The organism is Roseibium sp. (genome assembly GCF_025698965.1).
GTDB lineage: Bacteria > Pseudomonadota > Alphaproteobacteria > Rhizobiales > Stappiaceae > Roseibium.
The window spans coordinates 1-16,280 of the sequence record NZ_JAILWL010000086.1 but is presented as its reverse complement, the minus strand read 5'-3'; the positions used below and the strand labels follow the sequence as shown (position 1 = coordinate 16,280).

The 16,280-nt window shown below is 56.5% G+C and carries 15 protein-coding genes and 1 pseudogene; 15 read left to right on the top strand and 1 reads right to left on the bottom strand.

Annotated elements, in window-relative coordinates; translation table 11 throughout:
• The 10 genes and pseudogenes from murQ to K5905_RS09310 all read left to right on the top strand — a co-directional run.
• Positions 1–796, top strand: a 796-nt coding sequence (murQ, locus tag K5905_RS09355) for an N-acetylmuramic acid 6-phosphate etherase (RefSeq protein ID WP_297582852.1), incomplete at its 5' end; no start/stop codon positions are given.
• Between the two features lie 33 nt (positions 797–829).
• A complete protein-coding gene (locus K5905_RS09350; protein WP_297582850.1) occupies positions 830–2,350 on the top strand; it encodes an ABC transporter substrate-binding protein in 1,521 nt (506 codons plus the stop codon).
• 20 nt (positions 2,351–2,370) lie between these two features.
• Positions 2,371–3,330: an ABC transporter permease gene (locus tag K5905_RS09345; RefSeq protein ID WP_297582849.1), complete on the top strand. Its 960-nt coding sequence runs from the start codon at positions 2,371–2,373 to the stop codon at positions 3,328–3,330.
• Entirely contained in the window at positions 3,327–4,169 is an 843-nt protein-coding gene (locus K5905_RS09340; RefSeq protein WP_297582847.1) for an ABC transporter permease, read from the top strand. Before K5905_RS09345 ends, K5905_RS09340 begins: the two co-directional genes overlap by 4 nt.
• The gene (locus K5905_RS09335; RefSeq protein ID WP_297582845.1) at positions 4,166–5,890 is read left to right on the top strand and encodes an ABC transporter ATP-binding protein; all 1,725 of its coding nucleotides are present in this window, start codon (positions 4,166–4,168) and stop codon (positions 5,888–5,890) included. Before K5905_RS09340 ends, K5905_RS09335 begins: the two co-directional genes overlap by 4 nt.
• Before the next feature lie 3 nt (positions 5,891–5,893).
• Positions 5,894–6,901 (top strand): serine hydrolase, encoded by a 1,008-nt coding sequence (locus tag K5905_RS09330; RefSeq protein WP_297582843.1) that lies wholly within the window; start codon positions 5,894–5,896, stop codon positions 6,899–6,901.
• Between the two features lie 2 nt (positions 6,902–6,903).
• Positions 6,904–8,010 (top strand): annotated as a pseudogene (locus K5905_RS09325) (anhydro-N-acetylmuramic acid kinase); the annotation flags it as partial.
• Positions 8,011–8,115: 105 nt separating this feature from the next.
• Positions 8,116–8,463 carry an N-acetyltransferase gene (locus tag K5905_RS09320; RefSeq protein WP_297582853.1) on the top strand — a complete coding sequence of 116 codons (348 nt, stop codon included), beginning with the start codon at positions 8,116–8,118 and terminating at the stop codon, positions 8,461–8,463.
• A gap of 4 nt (positions 8,464–8,467) precedes the next feature.
• Complete coding sequence (murA, locus tag K5905_RS09315; protein WP_297582840.1) at positions 8,468–9,724, top strand: UDP-N-acetylglucosamine 1-carboxyvinyltransferase; 1,257 nt, start codon at positions 8,468–8,470, stop codon at positions 9,722–9,724.
• On the top strand, positions 9,721–10,608 hold the full coding sequence (locus K5905_RS09310) for an N-acetylglucosamine kinase (RefSeq protein WP_297582836.1): 888 nt from the start codon (positions 9,721–9,723) through the stop codon (positions 10,606–10,608). Before murA ends, K5905_RS09310 begins: the two co-directional genes overlap by 4 nt.
• 241 nt (positions 10,609–10,849) lie before the next feature.
• On the opposite strand, the gene K5905_RS09305 is transcribed toward K5905_RS09310, so the two are convergent.
• On the bottom strand, positions 10,850–11,584 hold the full coding sequence (locus K5905_RS09305) for a GntR family transcriptional regulator (RefSeq protein WP_297582833.1): 735 nt from the start codon (positions 11,582–11,584) through the stop codon (positions 10,850–10,852).
• A gap of 98 nt (positions 11,585–11,682) precedes the next feature.
• Here K5905_RS09305 and K5905_RS09300 point away from each other — a divergent pair, with 98 nt between their 5' ends.
• The 5 genes from K5905_RS09300 to K5905_RS09280 all read left to right on the top strand — a co-directional run.
• Positions 11,683–12,552: a phytanoyl-CoA dioxygenase family protein gene (locus tag K5905_RS09300; RefSeq protein ID WP_297582831.1), complete on the top strand. Its 870-nt coding sequence runs from the start codon at positions 11,683–11,685 to the stop codon at positions 12,550–12,552.
• Between the two features lie 78 nt (positions 12,553–12,630).
• Positions 12,631–13,431 (top strand): Asp/Glu racemase, encoded by an 801-nt coding sequence (locus K5905_RS09295; protein ID WP_297582829.1) that lies wholly within the window; start codon positions 12,631–12,633, stop codon positions 13,429–13,431.
• Between the two features lie 30 nt (positions 13,432–13,461).
• Positions 13,462–14,646 carry a Xaa-Pro peptidase family protein gene (locus K5905_RS09290; protein WP_297582826.1) on the top strand — a complete coding sequence of 395 codons (1,185 nt, stop codon included), beginning with the start codon at positions 13,462–13,464 and terminating at the stop codon, positions 14,644–14,646.
• Entirely contained in the window at positions 14,643–15,824 is a 1,182-nt protein-coding gene (locus tag K5905_RS09285) for a M20 family metallopeptidase (protein WP_297582823.1), read from the top strand. The genes K5905_RS09290 and K5905_RS09285 overlap by 4 nt, the downstream gene beginning before the upstream one ends.
• Positions 15,825–15,838: 14 nt before the next feature.
• A partial coding sequence (locus K5905_RS09280) for a PLP-dependent transferase (RefSeq protein WP_297582821.1) occupies positions 15,839–16,280 on the top strand: 442 nt, incomplete at its 3' end.

Below are 16,280 nucleotides of genomic sequence, written 5' to 3'. Positions count from 1 at the left end.
ACTGCCTGCCATTGCGAAGGCCGTGGAACTGATCGCTGACGCATTTCGTGCCGGTGGGCGGCTGATCTATATCGGAGCCGGAACGTCAGGTCGGCTGGGTGTTCTGGATGCGTCCGAATGCCCCCCGACCTTCTCGGTGCCGCCATCCATGGTCATCGGCATTATTGCCGGTGGCGATCGGGCGCTACGCGATGCCGTGGAAGGGGCCGAGGACAGTGACGCTCAAGGGGCCGCGGATCTGAAGGCTGCTGCTTTGACGAACCGGGATGTGGTCGTTGGCATCGCTGTGTCAGGCCGAACTCCCTATGTCATCGGCGCTCTTAAGTTTGCCACCGAAGTTGGGGCACGCACCGTTGCACTTACCTGCAATCCGAATTCCGTCATGTCGCGCCATGCCGAGATCTCGATCGCGCCGGTGGTCGGTCCCGAAGTTGTCACGGGGTCGACCAGACTCAAATCCGGGACCGCGCAGAAGATGGTGCTGAACATGCTGACGACGGCGGCAATGATCAGAATTGGCAAGACCTATCAGAACCTGATGGTCGACCTGTCGATCTCAAACTCCAAACTTCTTACCCGCGCTGTTGGCATATTGTCTGAGATTACAGGCGTTGAGCCCGATGAGGCTGCCGTTCTGCTGGCCGAAGCGGATAACGATGTCAAACTGGCAATCTGCATGAAACTCACGGGTTTCAGCCGGGATGTTGCCGCCAAGGCCCTTAAGGAACATGGCGGCGTATTAAGGAAAGCAATTGACAAGACGCGGGGCACAATCCGCGCAGGACTGACGGATTAGACTGCCTAATCCTTCCACACAGGGAGAACACTTATGTCAAAGATGATTACCAAGTCACTCAGGGCGGCTGGCCTGGCCGTCGTGCTGGGCACTACCGCGTTAGGCGGTATGGCAATGGCCGAAAGCCTCAAGGTCGCCTGGTCCCAGGATGCCACCGGCCTTGATCCTCACAAGCAGACGGCGTTCTCGTCGATCCGTTTCCTTGAACTGATGTATGAACCGCTTGTGCGCCTCGATAAGGATGCCAAGATCGTTCCGGCGCTTGCAAATTCCTGGGAGTTCAACGGAGAAGCCACAGTGCTGACGATGAAACTTGACGAAAACGCCAAGTTTCATGACGGATCACCTGTCACATCGGCCGACGTAAAGGCCAGTTTCGAACGTATCCTGGATGAGGAAACCGGTGCGGCGACCCGTGCGAATTTTACGGCGATCACCTCGATCGACACACCGGACGACTTGACCGTCGTTTTCAATCTTGATGGTCCGAACGTGCCGTTTCTGACGGCGCTCGCGTCGATCAACGCGGCCATCGTATCCGCCAGTGCAATTGACGCTGGAACCATCGGTACCGAAGTTGTCGGATCAGGTCCGTTCAAATATGAAAGCTGGACACCGAATTCGAACGCCAAGCTGGTTGCCAATGAGAACTGGCACGGCGGTGACGTGGCCATCGAAGGGCTCGATATTTCGGTTCTGCCGGACGAGACGGCGATCCTCGCCGCCTTGCGGTCGAAGCAGGTGGACTTCGCTTTGATCAACGATCCTTTCGTGGCGACATTGATCCCGCAGGCTTCCGGGCTGAAGCTGGCCAAGGCACCGGTCCTGTCCTATCACGTGTTGCAGTTGAATCCGTCTCGCGGTCCACTGACCGAGCTCAAGGTCCGTCAGGCAATCTCCTGCGCCGTAGACCGTCAGGATATTCTGGACACGGCGCTCCTGGGTGAAGGCGCGGTGACCGGGCCACTGACCATGGCCGCCTACGCGACACCGCTCGATCAGCTCTTTTGCTATCAGCAAGATCTGGACAAGGCCAAGAACCTAATGGCGGAAGCCGGCTATGCCGACGGGTTCGACATGACCATCATGGCGGCAACCGGGGAGCCGCCAACCGCTGCCTCCGAAGCACAGGTTCTTCAGTCTCAGCTGTCTGAAATCGGCATCAATCTCACGATTGAGATGAAGGAACTGAACGTCTACGTTGACCATTGGCTGAAAGGTAATTTCGACATGGCCGTAGCGCTGAACGGGGGGAGACCAGATCCTTACACCATGTACAATCGGTACTGGACCAAGGACGGCAATCTGCAGCACGTTGCCAACTATATCGATGGTGACCTTGATAGTCTGATGACGCTCGGACGGGAAGAAACGGACCCGGCCAAGCGGAAAGAGATTTTCCAATCCTTCGAGAAACATCTTGCAGAGGTTTCGCCATGGGTCTGGCTCTACACCGGATATTCATATGCCGGTGCGCAGGACTACGTCGACGGCTTCGTTCCGACACCAACCGGTTCGTTGTTCGGGCTCGCTAATACGAGTTTGAGCAAGTAAGCCTGCAGGCGGAGATTGCCATGCCCTACCCGATAAAACGCCTTTTGGTGTTCCCGCTGGTGATGCTGGGCGTGGCGATTTTCGTCTTTGTTGCCATACGCCTGGTGCCGGGTGACGCAATCACTGCGATGCTTGGCACCGAGTCCGGACTGCTGACACCTGCGCAACGAGAATCCCTCAGCGCCTATTTCGGACTTGATCAGAACTGGTTCGTGCAATTCTGGCGATGGTTGGCCGGTGTATTGCAGGGTGATCTGGGTATTTCGACGACATACGGCCAGCCGGTCATGACGATTATCTGGGAGCACTTCCCGTTGACGCTTGAACTGGCTGTCCTGTCGATGCTGATTGCATTGATCATCGGGATACCTGCCGGTATTTATGCCGCCACGAACAAGGACCGTCCATCGGATCTCATCGTGCGCATCGTCGCGATGTTCGGTCAGTCGACGCCCAGTTTTGTTGTCGGATTGCTGTTGGTCTATTTGCTCTCCGTCGGTTTCGGCGTTCTTCCCGAAATGGGAACCTTTGTTCCAATTACCGAAGATCCGGTTGCCAATCTCGCTCAGATGATCCTACCGGCCATCACGCTTGGAACAGCCTTCGCTGCGGCGGTTATTCGCATGTCACGCTCGACCATGTTGGATATCCTTCAGGAGGACTACGTTCGAACTGCCCGTTCCAAGGGCATGCCGCGTCGCCGTGTCATCTGGCGTCATGCCCTTCCCAATGCCCTGATCCCGGTGATCACGCTCTCGGGTGTCGAATTCGGTTATCTGCTTGGAGGTGCCGTGCTGGTTGAACAGATATTTGCCCTGCCGGGTCTCGGCCGTACCGTACTCAATGCCATTTTGCAGCGTGATTACGCGTTGGTTCAGGGTTCGGTTCTCTTCATTGCCTTCAATTTCATGATCGTGAACCTCCTGGTGGATCTTGCCTACGCCGCCCTTGACCCGCGCATTCGATTTGAATCCAAATGACAGCTCTTCTCAAAGATGTTGCCCGCCATCCTTCCGGCCGTATCGGCCTGGCTATTTTCATAGTCTTCCTGATTGCCGCCATTCTGGGCAAGACGGGACTAACACCGTATGACCCGCTGATGCAGGACCGTGTTGCCCGACTTCAGGGACCTTCCAACGCGCACTGGTTTGGGACCGACCTTTTCGGACGCGATGTGCTTTCCCGCCTGATGGAAGGGATTGGGCAGAGTTTCATAATCTCGTTTTTTTCGGTTGGTGTCGCGTCGTTGCTCGGGAGCGTTCTTGGCTTGACCGCGGCCTGGTTCTCGGGCTTGTGGGATGGCGTGGTAATGCGCTTCATGGATGTTCTGCTGGCCTTTCCCGCAATCCTGCTTGCCCTTTTGATCATTACGATCTTCGGGCCGGGCACCTGGACATCCGTATTGGCGATTGCCATCGTCTATGCGCCGATTTTCACCCGTGTCATGCGTGGTCCTGCGCTATCGCTGCGCCGTCGTGACTTTGTCGATGCTGCCCGCACTTTCGGAACGTCGCGCAGCTATATAATGACGCGGCATCTTGGATTGAACCTGGTTGCTCCGCTTACAGTCCAGATTACGCTTGCGCTTGCCTGGGCTCTGGTCACCGAAGCGGGATTGAGTTTTCTGGGTCTCGGTACACAGCCGCCCAATGCGTCGCTCGGCCTCATGCTTGCAGACGCCCGGAACCTCATGGAGATGGCCCCCTGGCTCCTATGGGTGCCCGCGATAGCGCTGATGCTCGCAGTGCTCAGTTTCAATCTGCTCGGGGATGCCCTGCGCGATATCCTCGACCCCAAGACACGCAGGAGGTTGGCATGAACCTTCTCTCCGTTCGCGATCTCAAAGTGGGTTTCGGTCCGCGTCCAGCGGAGAACGAGGTCGTTCACGGGGTCAGTTTCGATCTCGCGCCTGGAGAAACCCTCGCTATTGTCGGTGAAACCGGATCCGGCAAATCGGTAACTTCGATGGCAGTGAACCGCCTTGTCGACTTTGGCGGCGGCAGGATCACCGGCGGTTCGATCAACTACACACGCTCCGATGGGTCATCTTTGGATCTCGCCGTCTGTGCCGAGAGCGAGCTCGAACAAATTCGAGGCCGCGAAATCGGCATGATCTTTCAAGAACCGATGACGTCGCTCAATCCGGTTATGACGATCGGTGCACAGATTGAGGAGATCTTCCGTTATCAGCAAGGCATGACCGGTGCAGCGGCGAAAATTGCGGCGTGCGAAGCGCTGGAGCGCGTGCGCATTCCTGATGCCGCCAGACGTCTGAATTATGCACCGCATCAGCTTTCCGGCGGAATGCTTCAGCGCGTGATGATCGCAATAGCGCTTGCCACGAACCCACGCCTCCTGATCGCTGATGAACCCACTACGGCACTCGACGTGACGATACAGGCTCAGATCCTTGGGTTGCTTTCGGAAATGAAACGTGAGACCGGAACCGGAATGATTTTCATCACCCATGACATCGGCCTCGTTGCAGGTTTCGCCGACCGTGTCATGGTCATGCAAAGCGGTAAAGTGGTGGAGCAGGGCGCACTCGACACTGTCCTTGATAATCCGCAACACCACTACACCCAACATTTGCTGAGTGCAGTCCCACATTTTTCGGACGGCAAATCCGTCAGGAGTGACATGGCCTCGGCACATCGTGCTCTTAAGGTTGAAAATCTGACGGTGCGTTTTCCGGTTCGCTCCGGACTGTTTCGCAGGCACACCGGCAATGTCCACGCAGTGGAGGATGTCTCATTTGAGCTCAAGGCCGGCGAGACGCTCGGAATTGTCGGTGAATCCGGCTCGGGAAAATCAACGACTGCACGCGCCATACTCGATCTCGTGACCCCGGCCAGCGGCACTATTCAGGCCGATCAAACTCAGGTTGGGGGCACGGACAAACCAGTGCAAATGGTGTTTCAGAACCCGAACGCTTCCCTGAACCCGCGTCTCACCGTGCACAGTATCATGGCAGAGCCACTGATTGCCGTGGGACACCGTATTGATGCCGAGGCTGTCGCCCGAATGGAAATGCTGCTCAGCCGCGTGGGTTTGCCTGTCGACAGTCTTTCCCGCTACCCGCATGAGTTTTCGGGTGGTCAACGGCAGCGGGTCTGTATTGCCCGGGCGCTTATGCTGAAACCCTCGGTGCTTGTGCTCGATGAAGCGGTTTCAGCTCTCGATGTATCCGTGCAGGCAAAGGTTCTCGATTTGCTCATTGATCTGCAGCAGGAGTTCGGCCTGGCTTATCTTTTTGTCACGCACGACATGGCGGTGGTCGAACGAATTGCTCATCGAATTGCCGTGGTTTATGCCGGGCGCATTGTCGAAATCGGCAGTGCCCGCGATTTGCTGGCAAATCCGCGTCACAGATATACCAAGCAGCTCATCAAGGCAGTTCCTTCGCTGGAGCGGCGGCGTGCCGATTACAGTATCGACACACGTGCGATACCGTCGCTGGTGCGTCCAATTGGATTTGTGCCTGAAAGTGAGCCATGGCTGGATGCGGGGGGCGACCATTGTTATCGGCAGGAGGGATGATCATTGAACAGACAATCCTCTTTTGACGCTGCATTCGCCCGATTAGAGGCCGCGGTGACCTCGGGTCGTGTGCCGGGCGGTGTGCTTGGCCTTGTCTCACAAGATGGAAGCCGCATCACGCGTGCGGTTGGCCACGCTCAACTCGAACCTGACCCTCGGCCAATGACGGAAGATACCTGGTTCGATCTTGCGTCGGTTTCCAAGGTCGTCTTCACCACCGAACGGATACTGGCACACGCCCGAAATGGCCGCATCGACCTTGATGCACCGCTGGTCGCGTTGATACCGGACTTGCGTCAATACCACGCTGACACCGCCTGGGAGCGGCAGCTGACGGTTCGTCAGTGTCTCGGTCACCAGACAGGGTTGCCGCCGGTCTTTCCGATCTACACCTATGGCCGCGATCCCGATCAGCTGCGAGCTTTTGTGTTACAGCATGAATGGCCTCGTGGACCGGCGGCCTATTCCTGTATCAACTTCATTCTGCTCGGCATTGGTCTAGAACGGCTCGAAGGATGCCGGATACGTGACATGGAACCGGGGTTTGGGTTTGCATTTTCCAGTCACGTAAACATCACTGCGGCGAGCGAGCACTGCCATTGGCGTGGCCGGGTGATGGTCGGAGAGGTTCATGACGAGAATTGCTTCGCTCTTCAGGGAGCCGGCAACGCGGGGCTCTTTGGCAACGTGAGCTCCGTTCTCGACTATGCATACCAACTGCTTGAAATGGATGGGGCCGGCAACAGCCATACGCGCCTTCTGCGTACCGAGATAGGTCCGACGCGCGGCCATGGCTGGGAACTGCCGCATCCGGATTGGTCGGGGAGCCGTTATTGTTCCGATCAAACCATCGGACATACGGGATTTACCGGGACAGGGCTATGGGTCGACTTTGCGGCAGGACATGCCTGGACCCTGCTGACCAACCGGGTGCATCCCAGCAGGTTTACACCGAGCGATATTCTCCAGCTGCGCCAGGCGGTTGCTGCAGCACTCTACGGAAAGGACTGAACATGGAACCGATCTGGGCCGTGGGGCTGATGACCGGCACCGTTCTTGATGGCTATATTGATGTGGCGTTGCTGAAAACCGATGGCGAAACGATCACGGAATTCGGTGCCTACGAGTTGGTTCCATATCCGGATGAAACCAACCGGTTGCTTGAGAAAACGCTTTCCGAGGCGCGTGTCTGGAACTTCGACGGACCGGAGCCGGAGATCTTCGCAGAAGCTGAAACCGCAATTTCCATCGCTCAAGCCAATGCAGTACGCAGTGTTGTAGAAGCTGCGGGCCTCACAATGGCAGATATCGGCGTCGTCGGTTTCCATGGTCAGACGGTTCTGCACCGTGCACCGGTTCCGGGACGCATTGGCGCGACACGCCAATTGGGGGACGGTCGTTTGATGGCCCGTATCCTGGATACGGATGTTGCCTATGATTTTCGCTCAGCTGATGTTGCTGCCGGCGGACAGGGAGCGCCTCTGTCGGCGATCTATCATAAAGCCCTGCTGGCAACCGCCGGCTACCCGGAAGGGACTGCCGTGCTCAATCTCGGCGGGGTCGCCAACGCCACCTGGGTTTCCGCCGAGGGGGAAATCGCTGCTTTTGACACCGGTCCGGCCAATGCTCCGATCAACGACTTCGTCAAGTCCATGGGAGCGGGCGAAATGGATCGTGATGGTGCCTTTGCACTTGCCGGAACCGTGGACATGGATCTGCTGACCAAACGGCTGACCATGCCTTACTTCACTCAATCCTATCCAAAATCGCTGGACCGCTTCGATTTCGGCTTTGACTGGGTGGAGGGTCTGTCGCTGGAAGACGGGGCAGCTACCTTGACGGCCTTTTCGGCTGCGGCGGTCGGTGCCGGTCTTGATATCCTGCCAAGTCGTCCGACCCGCCTCGTGGTCTGCGGTGGTGGACGCTGGAATCCTGCGATGATGAAGATGCTGACCACCTATGCAGGGGTCGAAGCCGTTGCTGCCGAGGAATACGGCTGGCGTTCGGATGCTGTTGAGGCGGAGTGTTTCGCGCTGCTTGCCGTACGATCCTTGCGCGGACTGCCGATCTCTTTTCCCACATCGACCGGTGTAAGGGCTCCACTGTGCGGAGGACGTATCGTCCGGGCAAATTCAGCTGACGGCCGGACTTTGACGATCACCGACGTACCGCTGGATCATGACCAGGCGATATATGGCGAACTTTCGGCATTCAATACAGCCTTTGTGGGGGAGCCAAATCGGGTTGAATTACAGGTTACACTGCATGATGCGGATGGGAACCTTGTCGCCGGAGCTTTCGGTTTCACCATCTGGAACTATCTTTACATTCAGTGGCTTTGGGTGGCGGAGGGTCACCGAAGACAGGGATTGGCGAACCGGCTTATTGCCGAAGCGGAAAATCGCGCGCTGGAGCGTGGTTGTAGCGGCGCCTGGATCGACACATTCAGCGAGGCTGGATTGGGTGCCTATTTAAAGGCAGGCTACGAAGTCTTTGGAGAGTTGCCGAACTTTGCAGCCGGGCAGGCAAGGATCTTCCTTCGGAAGCAGCTGGAAACGACAAACAAAGGCTGAAACCATGGATAGACTGCGCATCAGAGGGGGCAACAGACTGCGTGGGGTGGTCGATATCGCTGGCGCAAAAAATGCCGCGTTACCTCAGATCGCGGCCGCACTGTTGAACCCGCATCCGGTCGAATTGACAAATCTGCCGGCGGTGCGTGACGTCGACACGATGTTGACGCTGGCCTCTTTCCACAATGCTGAGGTGGAACGCGGTATCAGCAGCGCCGTGATCACGACAAAAGATCTGTCGCAGCAGGAAACACCGTATGACACAGTCCGCCGCATGCGGGCGACGGTTCTGGTGCTGGCACCGCTTCTGGCGCGCTGCGGTCACGCCAAGGTTTCCCTGCCTGGTGGTTGCGCGATCGGGGCCAGGCCGGTGGACATGCATATCCGGGCACTGGAAACACTGGGGGCCGAGATCGCGCTGGAGCGCGGGGTTATTGTCGCATCCGCACCCAATGGTTTGAAGGGAGCGCGGATCGTATTGCCGGGGCCCTCGGTCGGGGCAACCGCGGCAACCATGATGGCCGGTACCATGGCAAAGGGTGAGACAGAAATTCTAAACGCTGCTCGAGAACCGGAAATCGCCGACCTTGCATCGTGCCTGCGGTCCATGGGAGCTGTCATCGAAGGTGAGGGAACACATCGCATTCTTGTCGACGGCGATACAAGCTGGCGCGCCGCCCGGCATCATTGCATTCCCGACCGCATTGAAGCAGGCACCTATGCCGTTGCGGCGGCGATTACCGGCGGTGAACTGGAGCTGCTCAACGCTCGGCTGGAGCATCTCGCCTCGGTCGTTCAGATTCTGGAGAGCATGGGCGTGGATGTGTGGCCGAGCGATCGCGGCATGGTGGTTGCCCGTCGTGGGGCGCTCACGGGTACAGACATAACAACGGAACCCTATCCAGGCTTTCCAACGGATCTTCAAGCGCAGTTCATGGCGCTTTCCACCTGTGCCGAAGGTGCTTCGCTCATCCGAGAGACCGTGTTCGAGAACCGATTTATGCATCTGCCCGAATTGTGCCGATTGGGTGCCGAAATCAAGCTCCAGGGACCGAGTGCGCTGGTTCGGGGAAAGACGGCCCTGTTCGGAACAAGCGTTATGGCGACGGATCTGCGTGCCTCGGTTTCCCTTGTTCTGGCCGGGTTGGCAGCCGAGGGGGAAACGGTGGTCAACCGGATCTATCATCTCGATCGCGGGTACGAGCGGCTTGACGACAAGCTCCGGCGTTGCGGTGCCGACATCGAACGGTTTTCATCATGATCAAGGGTCCTTTTTTCCTTGGTGTCGATGGAGGCGGTACCGGCTGCCGTGCGCGGATAGAAGATGCGAGCGGCCGGGTTCTCGGGCAGGGTCTGGCCGGACCGGCGACGACGCGGCTCGGGATCGAAAAAGCATGGGCTGAAATCATCACGGCGAGTACGGGCGCCCTGGAGGAGGCGGGCCTGGGCCAACCGGACCTTGAACATGTTCGGGCCGGTATGGCACTGGCAGGTCTTGGCCGTAAGGGAGCGCTGGAGGCTCTGTCGAACTGCCCGCATGAATTTGCAGAAGTCGTCTTCGTCAACGACGGACTGGGCGCCTGTCTGGGCGCGCATTCAGGTCAGGACGGTGCAATTGTGATTGCCGGAACCGGTTCAGTTGGCATTGGTATCGTTGGCTCGCAGGAACTCCGTGTTGGCGGTTATGGTTTTCCCATCTCCGACGAGGGAAGCGGTGCCTTTCTGGGGTTAAACACCGTGCGAGCCGCATTGCGTGCACATGATGGCCGCGAGGAGAGTACAGCTCTCCTGGCAGAAGTGATGAAAAAATTTGGCGATGACCCGATGGAAGTCGTCAGATGGATGGATCAGGCAAGCGCAACGGACTATGCCGCCTTTGCCCCCGCGGTTTTGCGACATGCCGAACAGGGAGATCCTGCTGCACGGCAGACCGTTCAGGCGGCCGCCGGCGAGATCGACACTCTGGTGCGTGCTCTGCTTGCTCAAGGAGCTCCCAGGATCTCGTTGCTCGGTGGATTGGCGAGCCCGTTGGAGCCATGGCTTGCACATGATGTGCGCAGACGTCTGAAACCGGCCGACGGAGATGCGGTTTCCGGTGCAATTCTTTTGGCACGGCGTACCGGTGACAAACTGGAGACTATGTGACGGGCGCACCGTCTACCGGCTGATACGACGTGGCTTGGATGCCTTAATTCTGTCTGAACTAGAAGAGCTGGTTTTGTGCTCAAAAGGCCGGATGGCCTTTTGACAGGATTGCCTTTGAACATTTGCCTGAAGCTGCAATTGCGGCGAGTTGCCGAAGCCTAACGTAAATCAAAAAATCTCGAGCAAACTCCAGTCGTTTGCCTCAGCCTTGGAAACGTCGGTTCCGAGACCCTTTCCACATTCAAACAATGACGAGTGACCGGGCAGAGAATTCCGCGAGCTCTCCGCGCCAGATCTGAAGGCAGTAACAGAACGCAACGCCGTTTTCATCTCTGACCAATTGTTCCTGTTTCATGGCTGGCTGGTGTGGCGCCATTCCCAGTTTACCTGCTTCATCCGGGTTCAGCGCGTGCAACCGAATGACGATGTCGGCGCTTTCCCCCAAGGGGCTATATCTCTGGTCGCAGACCGGTCTGGACTGCAGTTCTTCAAAGCCCGGCAAGCCTTTGCAGCGCTCCAGAATAGAAAGCTCCGTTTCCAGAAAAGTTGCATGGTCGCGCATTTTGAACAGCCTGACACTTTCCTGGAGCTGGGTTCCTCGGGGAACCGACAACTTTTCAGCAATATGCCTGTCTGCCCGAATGGCCCGGCTTCCAATCAGCTCGATCGAAAGGTCGATGCCCCGGCTTCTGGCATCGGAGACGAAGTTGGCCATACTGGAAATATTATAGTTGAGACGTCTTGGAGATACGAAACGGCCTTGCCGAACAATATTGTAAACCAATCCCTCGGCCTCAACGGCTTCAAGCGCCCTGCGAGCGGTCATCCTGCTGACGGCATGATCCTCAGCCAGCAGCCTCTCAGAGGGCAGGGGGCTGTGCTCCGGTAATTTCCCGTTGGTAATCTGTTCGCGCAGCGCTTCCACAATCTGGCGAAATCGCGGTGTCTCCGAATTGGAGGTGGATGTATCGGCCATCGAAATTCTTCCGGTGAAGTTTTTACTACTCATAGCAGTTGAGTTGGTATATACCAGAAAAATCGCTGGTATATACCAATATCGATTGGGAGGATCATATGGCACTGCTGGCACAGGATCAGAAGGATCAATTCTGGCGCGACGGCGTTTTGGTTGTGGAGGATGCCGTCGACCAGAGCACGCTCTCAGCCCTGCGCAACCAGTTTTTGAGTTGGGTTGAGGAAAGTCGCGCTCACACGAATGACTATGGGGAAACGCTCGACGGGCGCGCTCGATTTGATCTGCAACCAGGGCACAGTGCGCAAAAACCGGCCTTGCGCCGCATTCAGTCTCCGGAAGAAGTGTCTGAAATCTATGCCGACGCCATGCGGAACGCACGAACGGTGGACTTTTGCGCCGACCTGATCGGCCCCGGGATACGGTTTCATCATGGCAAGGTGAATTCCAAACTTCCCGGATCCGGAACGGAAGTCAAATGGCATCAGGATTTCCCATTTGAACCGATGACGAATGACGACATGATCACCTGTCTCCTGTTCCTGGATGACGTGACATTGGAAAACGGTCCATTGGAAGTTGTTCCGGGCAGCCACAAGGGACCGCTCCACTCTCATTGGCACAACGGTGTATTCACGGGAGCTGTTGCAGATGAGGTGGTAGAGGAACACAGAGGCAAAATTGTAAAATGCACGGGGAAGGCAGGCTCGGTCTGTCTCATGCATGCCAGTCTTCTGCATGGTTCCGCGCCCAATAGATCGCGCCAACCACGCACGCTCTATATCACCACTTATTATGCGGAAGATGCAATCGAACTAAGTCCAAACCATCTGCCCAGCAAATTCACACATGAACTTGTTCGTGGTGAAGTGTCGGGGCGCGTGCGTTGTACACCTTATCTATTGCAATTGCCGGAAGTTCCGAATGGCACTTCTTTTTTTGCACAGCAGGAAACCCAAAGAACGGGCTAGAGGCGGGGCCAGTTTGTTCGTCCGGCTAGAGTGAACAGAGACACACGTTCGTTGAAGCCTGCAAGGGAGGCATTACTGATGGATCGCGCAACGCAACAGATTTCATCCAGCGTTGAAACCAGGCGCTTTTCCTTCGAGACAGATGAGGGCGCGGCGGAACGAGCACGCATCGGCCTGTTGGTGCTTGAAACCGATCAGACGATGGAAATGGAGTTCCGTCATCTGACGGCATTGCCCGGTGTGTCGGTCTATCACTCAAGACTTGCCTGTGATGTGACGGTAACACCTGAGACTTTGGCAAAAATGGAGCACGAGATTCCGAAAGCGGCCAGGCTTCTTCCCGGCTATCTTGGCCTCAAATCGATCGGTTATGGCTGCACCTCGGCATCCACGATCATTGGTGAGCACCGTGTTGCAGAAATCATTGCTGAAATTCATCCAGGCATTCCGGCTTCCAATCCACTTACCGCTGCGAAAGCCGCGCTTGATACACTTGGTGTCAAGCGTATTGCTCTCCTCACGCCCTACCGGCCTGACGTCACTGTGACTATGCAGAACAAATTCGACGATGCGGAAATCGAGGTTCGATTTGTCGGGTCCTTTTATGAGGAAAGCGATTTTGTCGTTGGGCGAATTGACGAGGACTCGATCCTGCAAGCTGCCATCTCCGCAGGAGACCGACCCGATGTGGACGGCGTTTTCATCTCATGTACCAGCTTGAGAGCTGCCGGAATTATCGAGAAGGCCGAAAAAACCTTGAACAAGCCCGTTACCGCGAGCAACCACGCCCTGGCCTGGCATTTGCTGCGCCTGGCGGGAATTGATGACCAACTGGCAGAATTCGGTCAGCTCCTTACGAAGCCGCTGAGTGGCAAATAGAGCAGGCAGGTTACCTTCCGGGAGGCATACATGACGGTTTCGAGACGTGAGGAAATTCCACCAAGGGGATTTCCCGTCGAGGAGTTTGAGACCCGTACCGCACGCGCGCAAAAGCTGTTGCGTGAGCAGGCTCTTGACGCCCTCCTGATTATGACCGAGCCGGAATTTGCCTATTTCACCGGATTTAACAGCTATTTCTGGCAAAGCCCGACACGACCGTGGTTTTTGGTCATTCCGGCCAAGGGCAAACCCGTCGCCATCATCCCAGGCATTGGCGAAAATGCAGTCTCGCAGAGCTGGCTTGATGATATTCGGGTCTGGACGTCACCAAATCCGGAAGATGAAGGTATCAGCCTGCTGGCGGCGACCCTCAGGGAATTGGCGCCGCGCCATAGGCGCGTTGGCGTTCCGATGGGACCCGAAACGCATCTGCGTATGCCGGTGAATGACTTTCAAGCGCTAAGGTCCGGATTGAGTGAACTGGAAATTGTCGACGCAACAAGCATCGTCCGGGACTTGCGCATGGTGAAGTCCGAGCGTGAGATTGCCAAACTTGCACATATCTGCAGCATCGTTTCGGACGCATATGACAATGTGCCCAACATCATAAGAGCGGGAATGAGCGAACGTGAGGCGCGCAATGCGTTCCGAATTGATGTGCTTTCACGGGGAGTGGACTCTGCCCCCTACATCGTTACGACGTCGGCCAGGGGCGGGGTTGACGATGCCATTCGGTTTCCCTCAGAACGCCTCCTGAGTGACGGTGACGTGGTGTTCGTCGACACCGGGGCCGAAATTGACGGCTACTACAGCGATTTCGATCGCAATTTTGCCATTGGATCTGCCAGCCGCGAAACGCGTTCGGCATATGACCTTGTCTACCGTGCAACAGGCAGCGGAATTGCCGCTGCAGTTCCCGGTGCGCGTATGTCGGATGTGTGGCTTGCCATGGCTGAAGTCCTGGCGAGCGGAGGGGCAACCGGTGGCTCGGTCGGTCGCATGGGGCACGGAGTTGGTCTGCGCAACACGGAATGGCCGTCCGTCATGAAAACAGACAAAACCATTATCCGGCCGGGGATGGTGCTGGCCATCGAGCCAGGCTTTGAATTCGCCCCAGGCAAAATAATGCTGCACGAAGAAAATATTGTGGTGCGTGAGGACGGCCCCCAATTGATTTCTCGACGCGCTGCACCTGAATTACCGGTGATACGATGAATGATCCTGAAATCAATGTTGACAGAGAAGGCCTGTTGGCTGACCTGGCATCCATGATCCGAATTCCAAGCGTCAACTGCTTTGGCAATGAAGACCCTTCCGCACCTTCGGAAGGGGCGATGGCGGATTATCTCGAAACAAGACTGCGCGACCTTGCCATGCATGTTGAAAGCCGTGAGGTCTCGAACGGAAGACGGAATGTCTGGGGCCGGTTGAAGGGCACTGGAAATGGACCGACGGTGTTGCTCGCAGGCCATTTGGATACGGTAGGAGTTGAGGGATACGATGCTCCATTTGATCCGAAAATCGAGCATGGCAGAATATACGGACGCGGTTCTTGTGACATGAAGGCAGGGCTTGCCGCCTTTCTCGAAGTGGTTCGACTAGTGCGCGAATCCGGTCAGCAACTTGCCGGTGACCTGATCGTTGCCGGCGTCGTCGATGAAGAACATGCGATGGTTGGTTCCCGTGATTTCGGTTTGAGCGGCCCAAAAGTCGATTTTGCCATTGTTGCCGAGCCAACCAATCTTGCAATCAGTCCAACGCATAAGGGGCAGATCTGCAGAAGCATTCGAACAAAAGGCGTTTCTGTTCATTCCAGCGTTCCCGACCAGGGTGTCAACGCGATACTTCATATGTCGCTTGTACTGGATGAACTGCGTCAGCTTGCCACCAGTCTCGCCAACCGAAAGCCGGATCCCATGTGTGGCAACCCGACTTTGAGTGTTGGTGTCATCAAGGGGGGAACCAATGTCAGTTCTGTTCCCGACTGGTGTGAAATTGAGGTGGATCGCCGTACCATTCCCGGTGAAAATCTCGACAGCGTGTCGGTGGAGTACCAGAACATTCTGGATCGCATTGCGTCGGATCAACCTGACTTCCAGTATGAGCTGTGTGTGCCAGGGCTAAATGTGGATCCGTTTCACACGCCATTGGACTCTCCGATTGTCACTGCCATCACAGAGGCTTGTGAGGATGTAACAGGAGAAACAGCGAGGGTTACCGCCTTCACGGGGTCCACCGATGCACCGAACTTCCGGTGCCCGGCGGTTATTTGCGGTGCGGGCTCCCTGGAGCAATGTCATTCTCTCAATGAATATGTCGAGATTGATGAAATCGTGGCCGCAGTCAGGATCTATTACACCACCCTCCAATTGATCCAGACAAGCAAAAAATAGATCGGGGACAGGCCATGGATTGGCGCACCAAACTACTCAATCCCGCGCCTCAGGCGCGGCGCGACTATGCTTCTCTCGTGACGCCGGTCTATCGCGGCTCTACTGTTTTATTTGAAAACCAGGCCGCAGTGACCGATGACTGGCAACAATCAGAAAACGGCTACTCCTATGGTCTTTATGGAACGCCGACCAGTTTGGAGCTGTCGGCCCGAATTGCCGACCTTGAAAACGCACGTCACACATTCATCGTGCCCGGCGGACAGGCCGCAATCGCACTTGTCTACATGGCCTATTGCAAGACCGGCTGTCATGCTTTGGTGCCATACTCGGCTTATGGACCAAACAAGGAAATGGCCGAAGGGATCTTGCGTGATTTCGGGGTGGAGGTTGAATCCTATGACCCGATGATTGGTTCCGGGATAGCCGAGCTTATCCGAGAAAATACCACTCTGGTCT

Coding starts and splice junctions, on each gene's coding strand:
- K5905_RS09350 (WP_297582850.1), top strand. CDS start 830: ATGTCAAAGATGATTACCAAGTCACTCAGGGCGGCTGGCCTGGCCGTC.
- K5905_RS09345 (WP_297582849.1), top strand. CDS start 2,371: ATGCCCTACCCGATAAAACGCCTTTTGGTGTTCCCGCTGGTGATGCTG.
- K5905_RS09340 (WP_297582847.1), top strand. CDS start 3,327: ATGACAGCTCTTCTCAAAGATGTTGCCCGCCATCCTTCCGGCCGTATC.
- K5905_RS09335 (WP_297582845.1), top strand. CDS start 4,166: ATGAACCTTCTCTCCGTTCGCGATCTCAAAGTGGGTTTCGGTCCGCGT.
- murA (WP_297582840.1), top strand. CDS start 8,468: ATGGATAGACTGCGCATCAGAGGGGGCAACAGACTGCGTGGGGTGGTC.
- K5905_RS09310 (WP_297582836.1), top strand. CDS start 9,721: ATGATCAAGGGTCCTTTTTTCCTTGGTGTCGATGGAGGCGGTACCGGC.
- K5905_RS09305 (WP_297582833.1), bottom strand. CDS start 11,584: ATGGCCGATACATCCACCTCCAATTCGGAGACACCGCGATTTCGCCAG.
- K5905_RS09300 (WP_297582831.1), top strand. CDS start 11,683: ATGGCACTGCTGGCACAGGATCAGAAGGATCAATTCTGGCGCGACGGC.
- K5905_RS09295 (WP_297582829.1), top strand. CDS start 12,631: ATGGATCGCGCAACGCAACAGATTTCATCCAGCGTTGAAACCAGGCGC.
- K5905_RS09290 (WP_297582826.1), top strand. CDS start 13,462: ATGACGGTTTCGAGACGTGAGGAAATTCCACCAAGGGGATTTCCCGTC.
- K5905_RS09285 (WP_297582823.1), top strand. CDS start 14,643: ATGAATGATCCTGAAATCAATGTTGACAGAGAAGGCCTGTTGGCTGAC.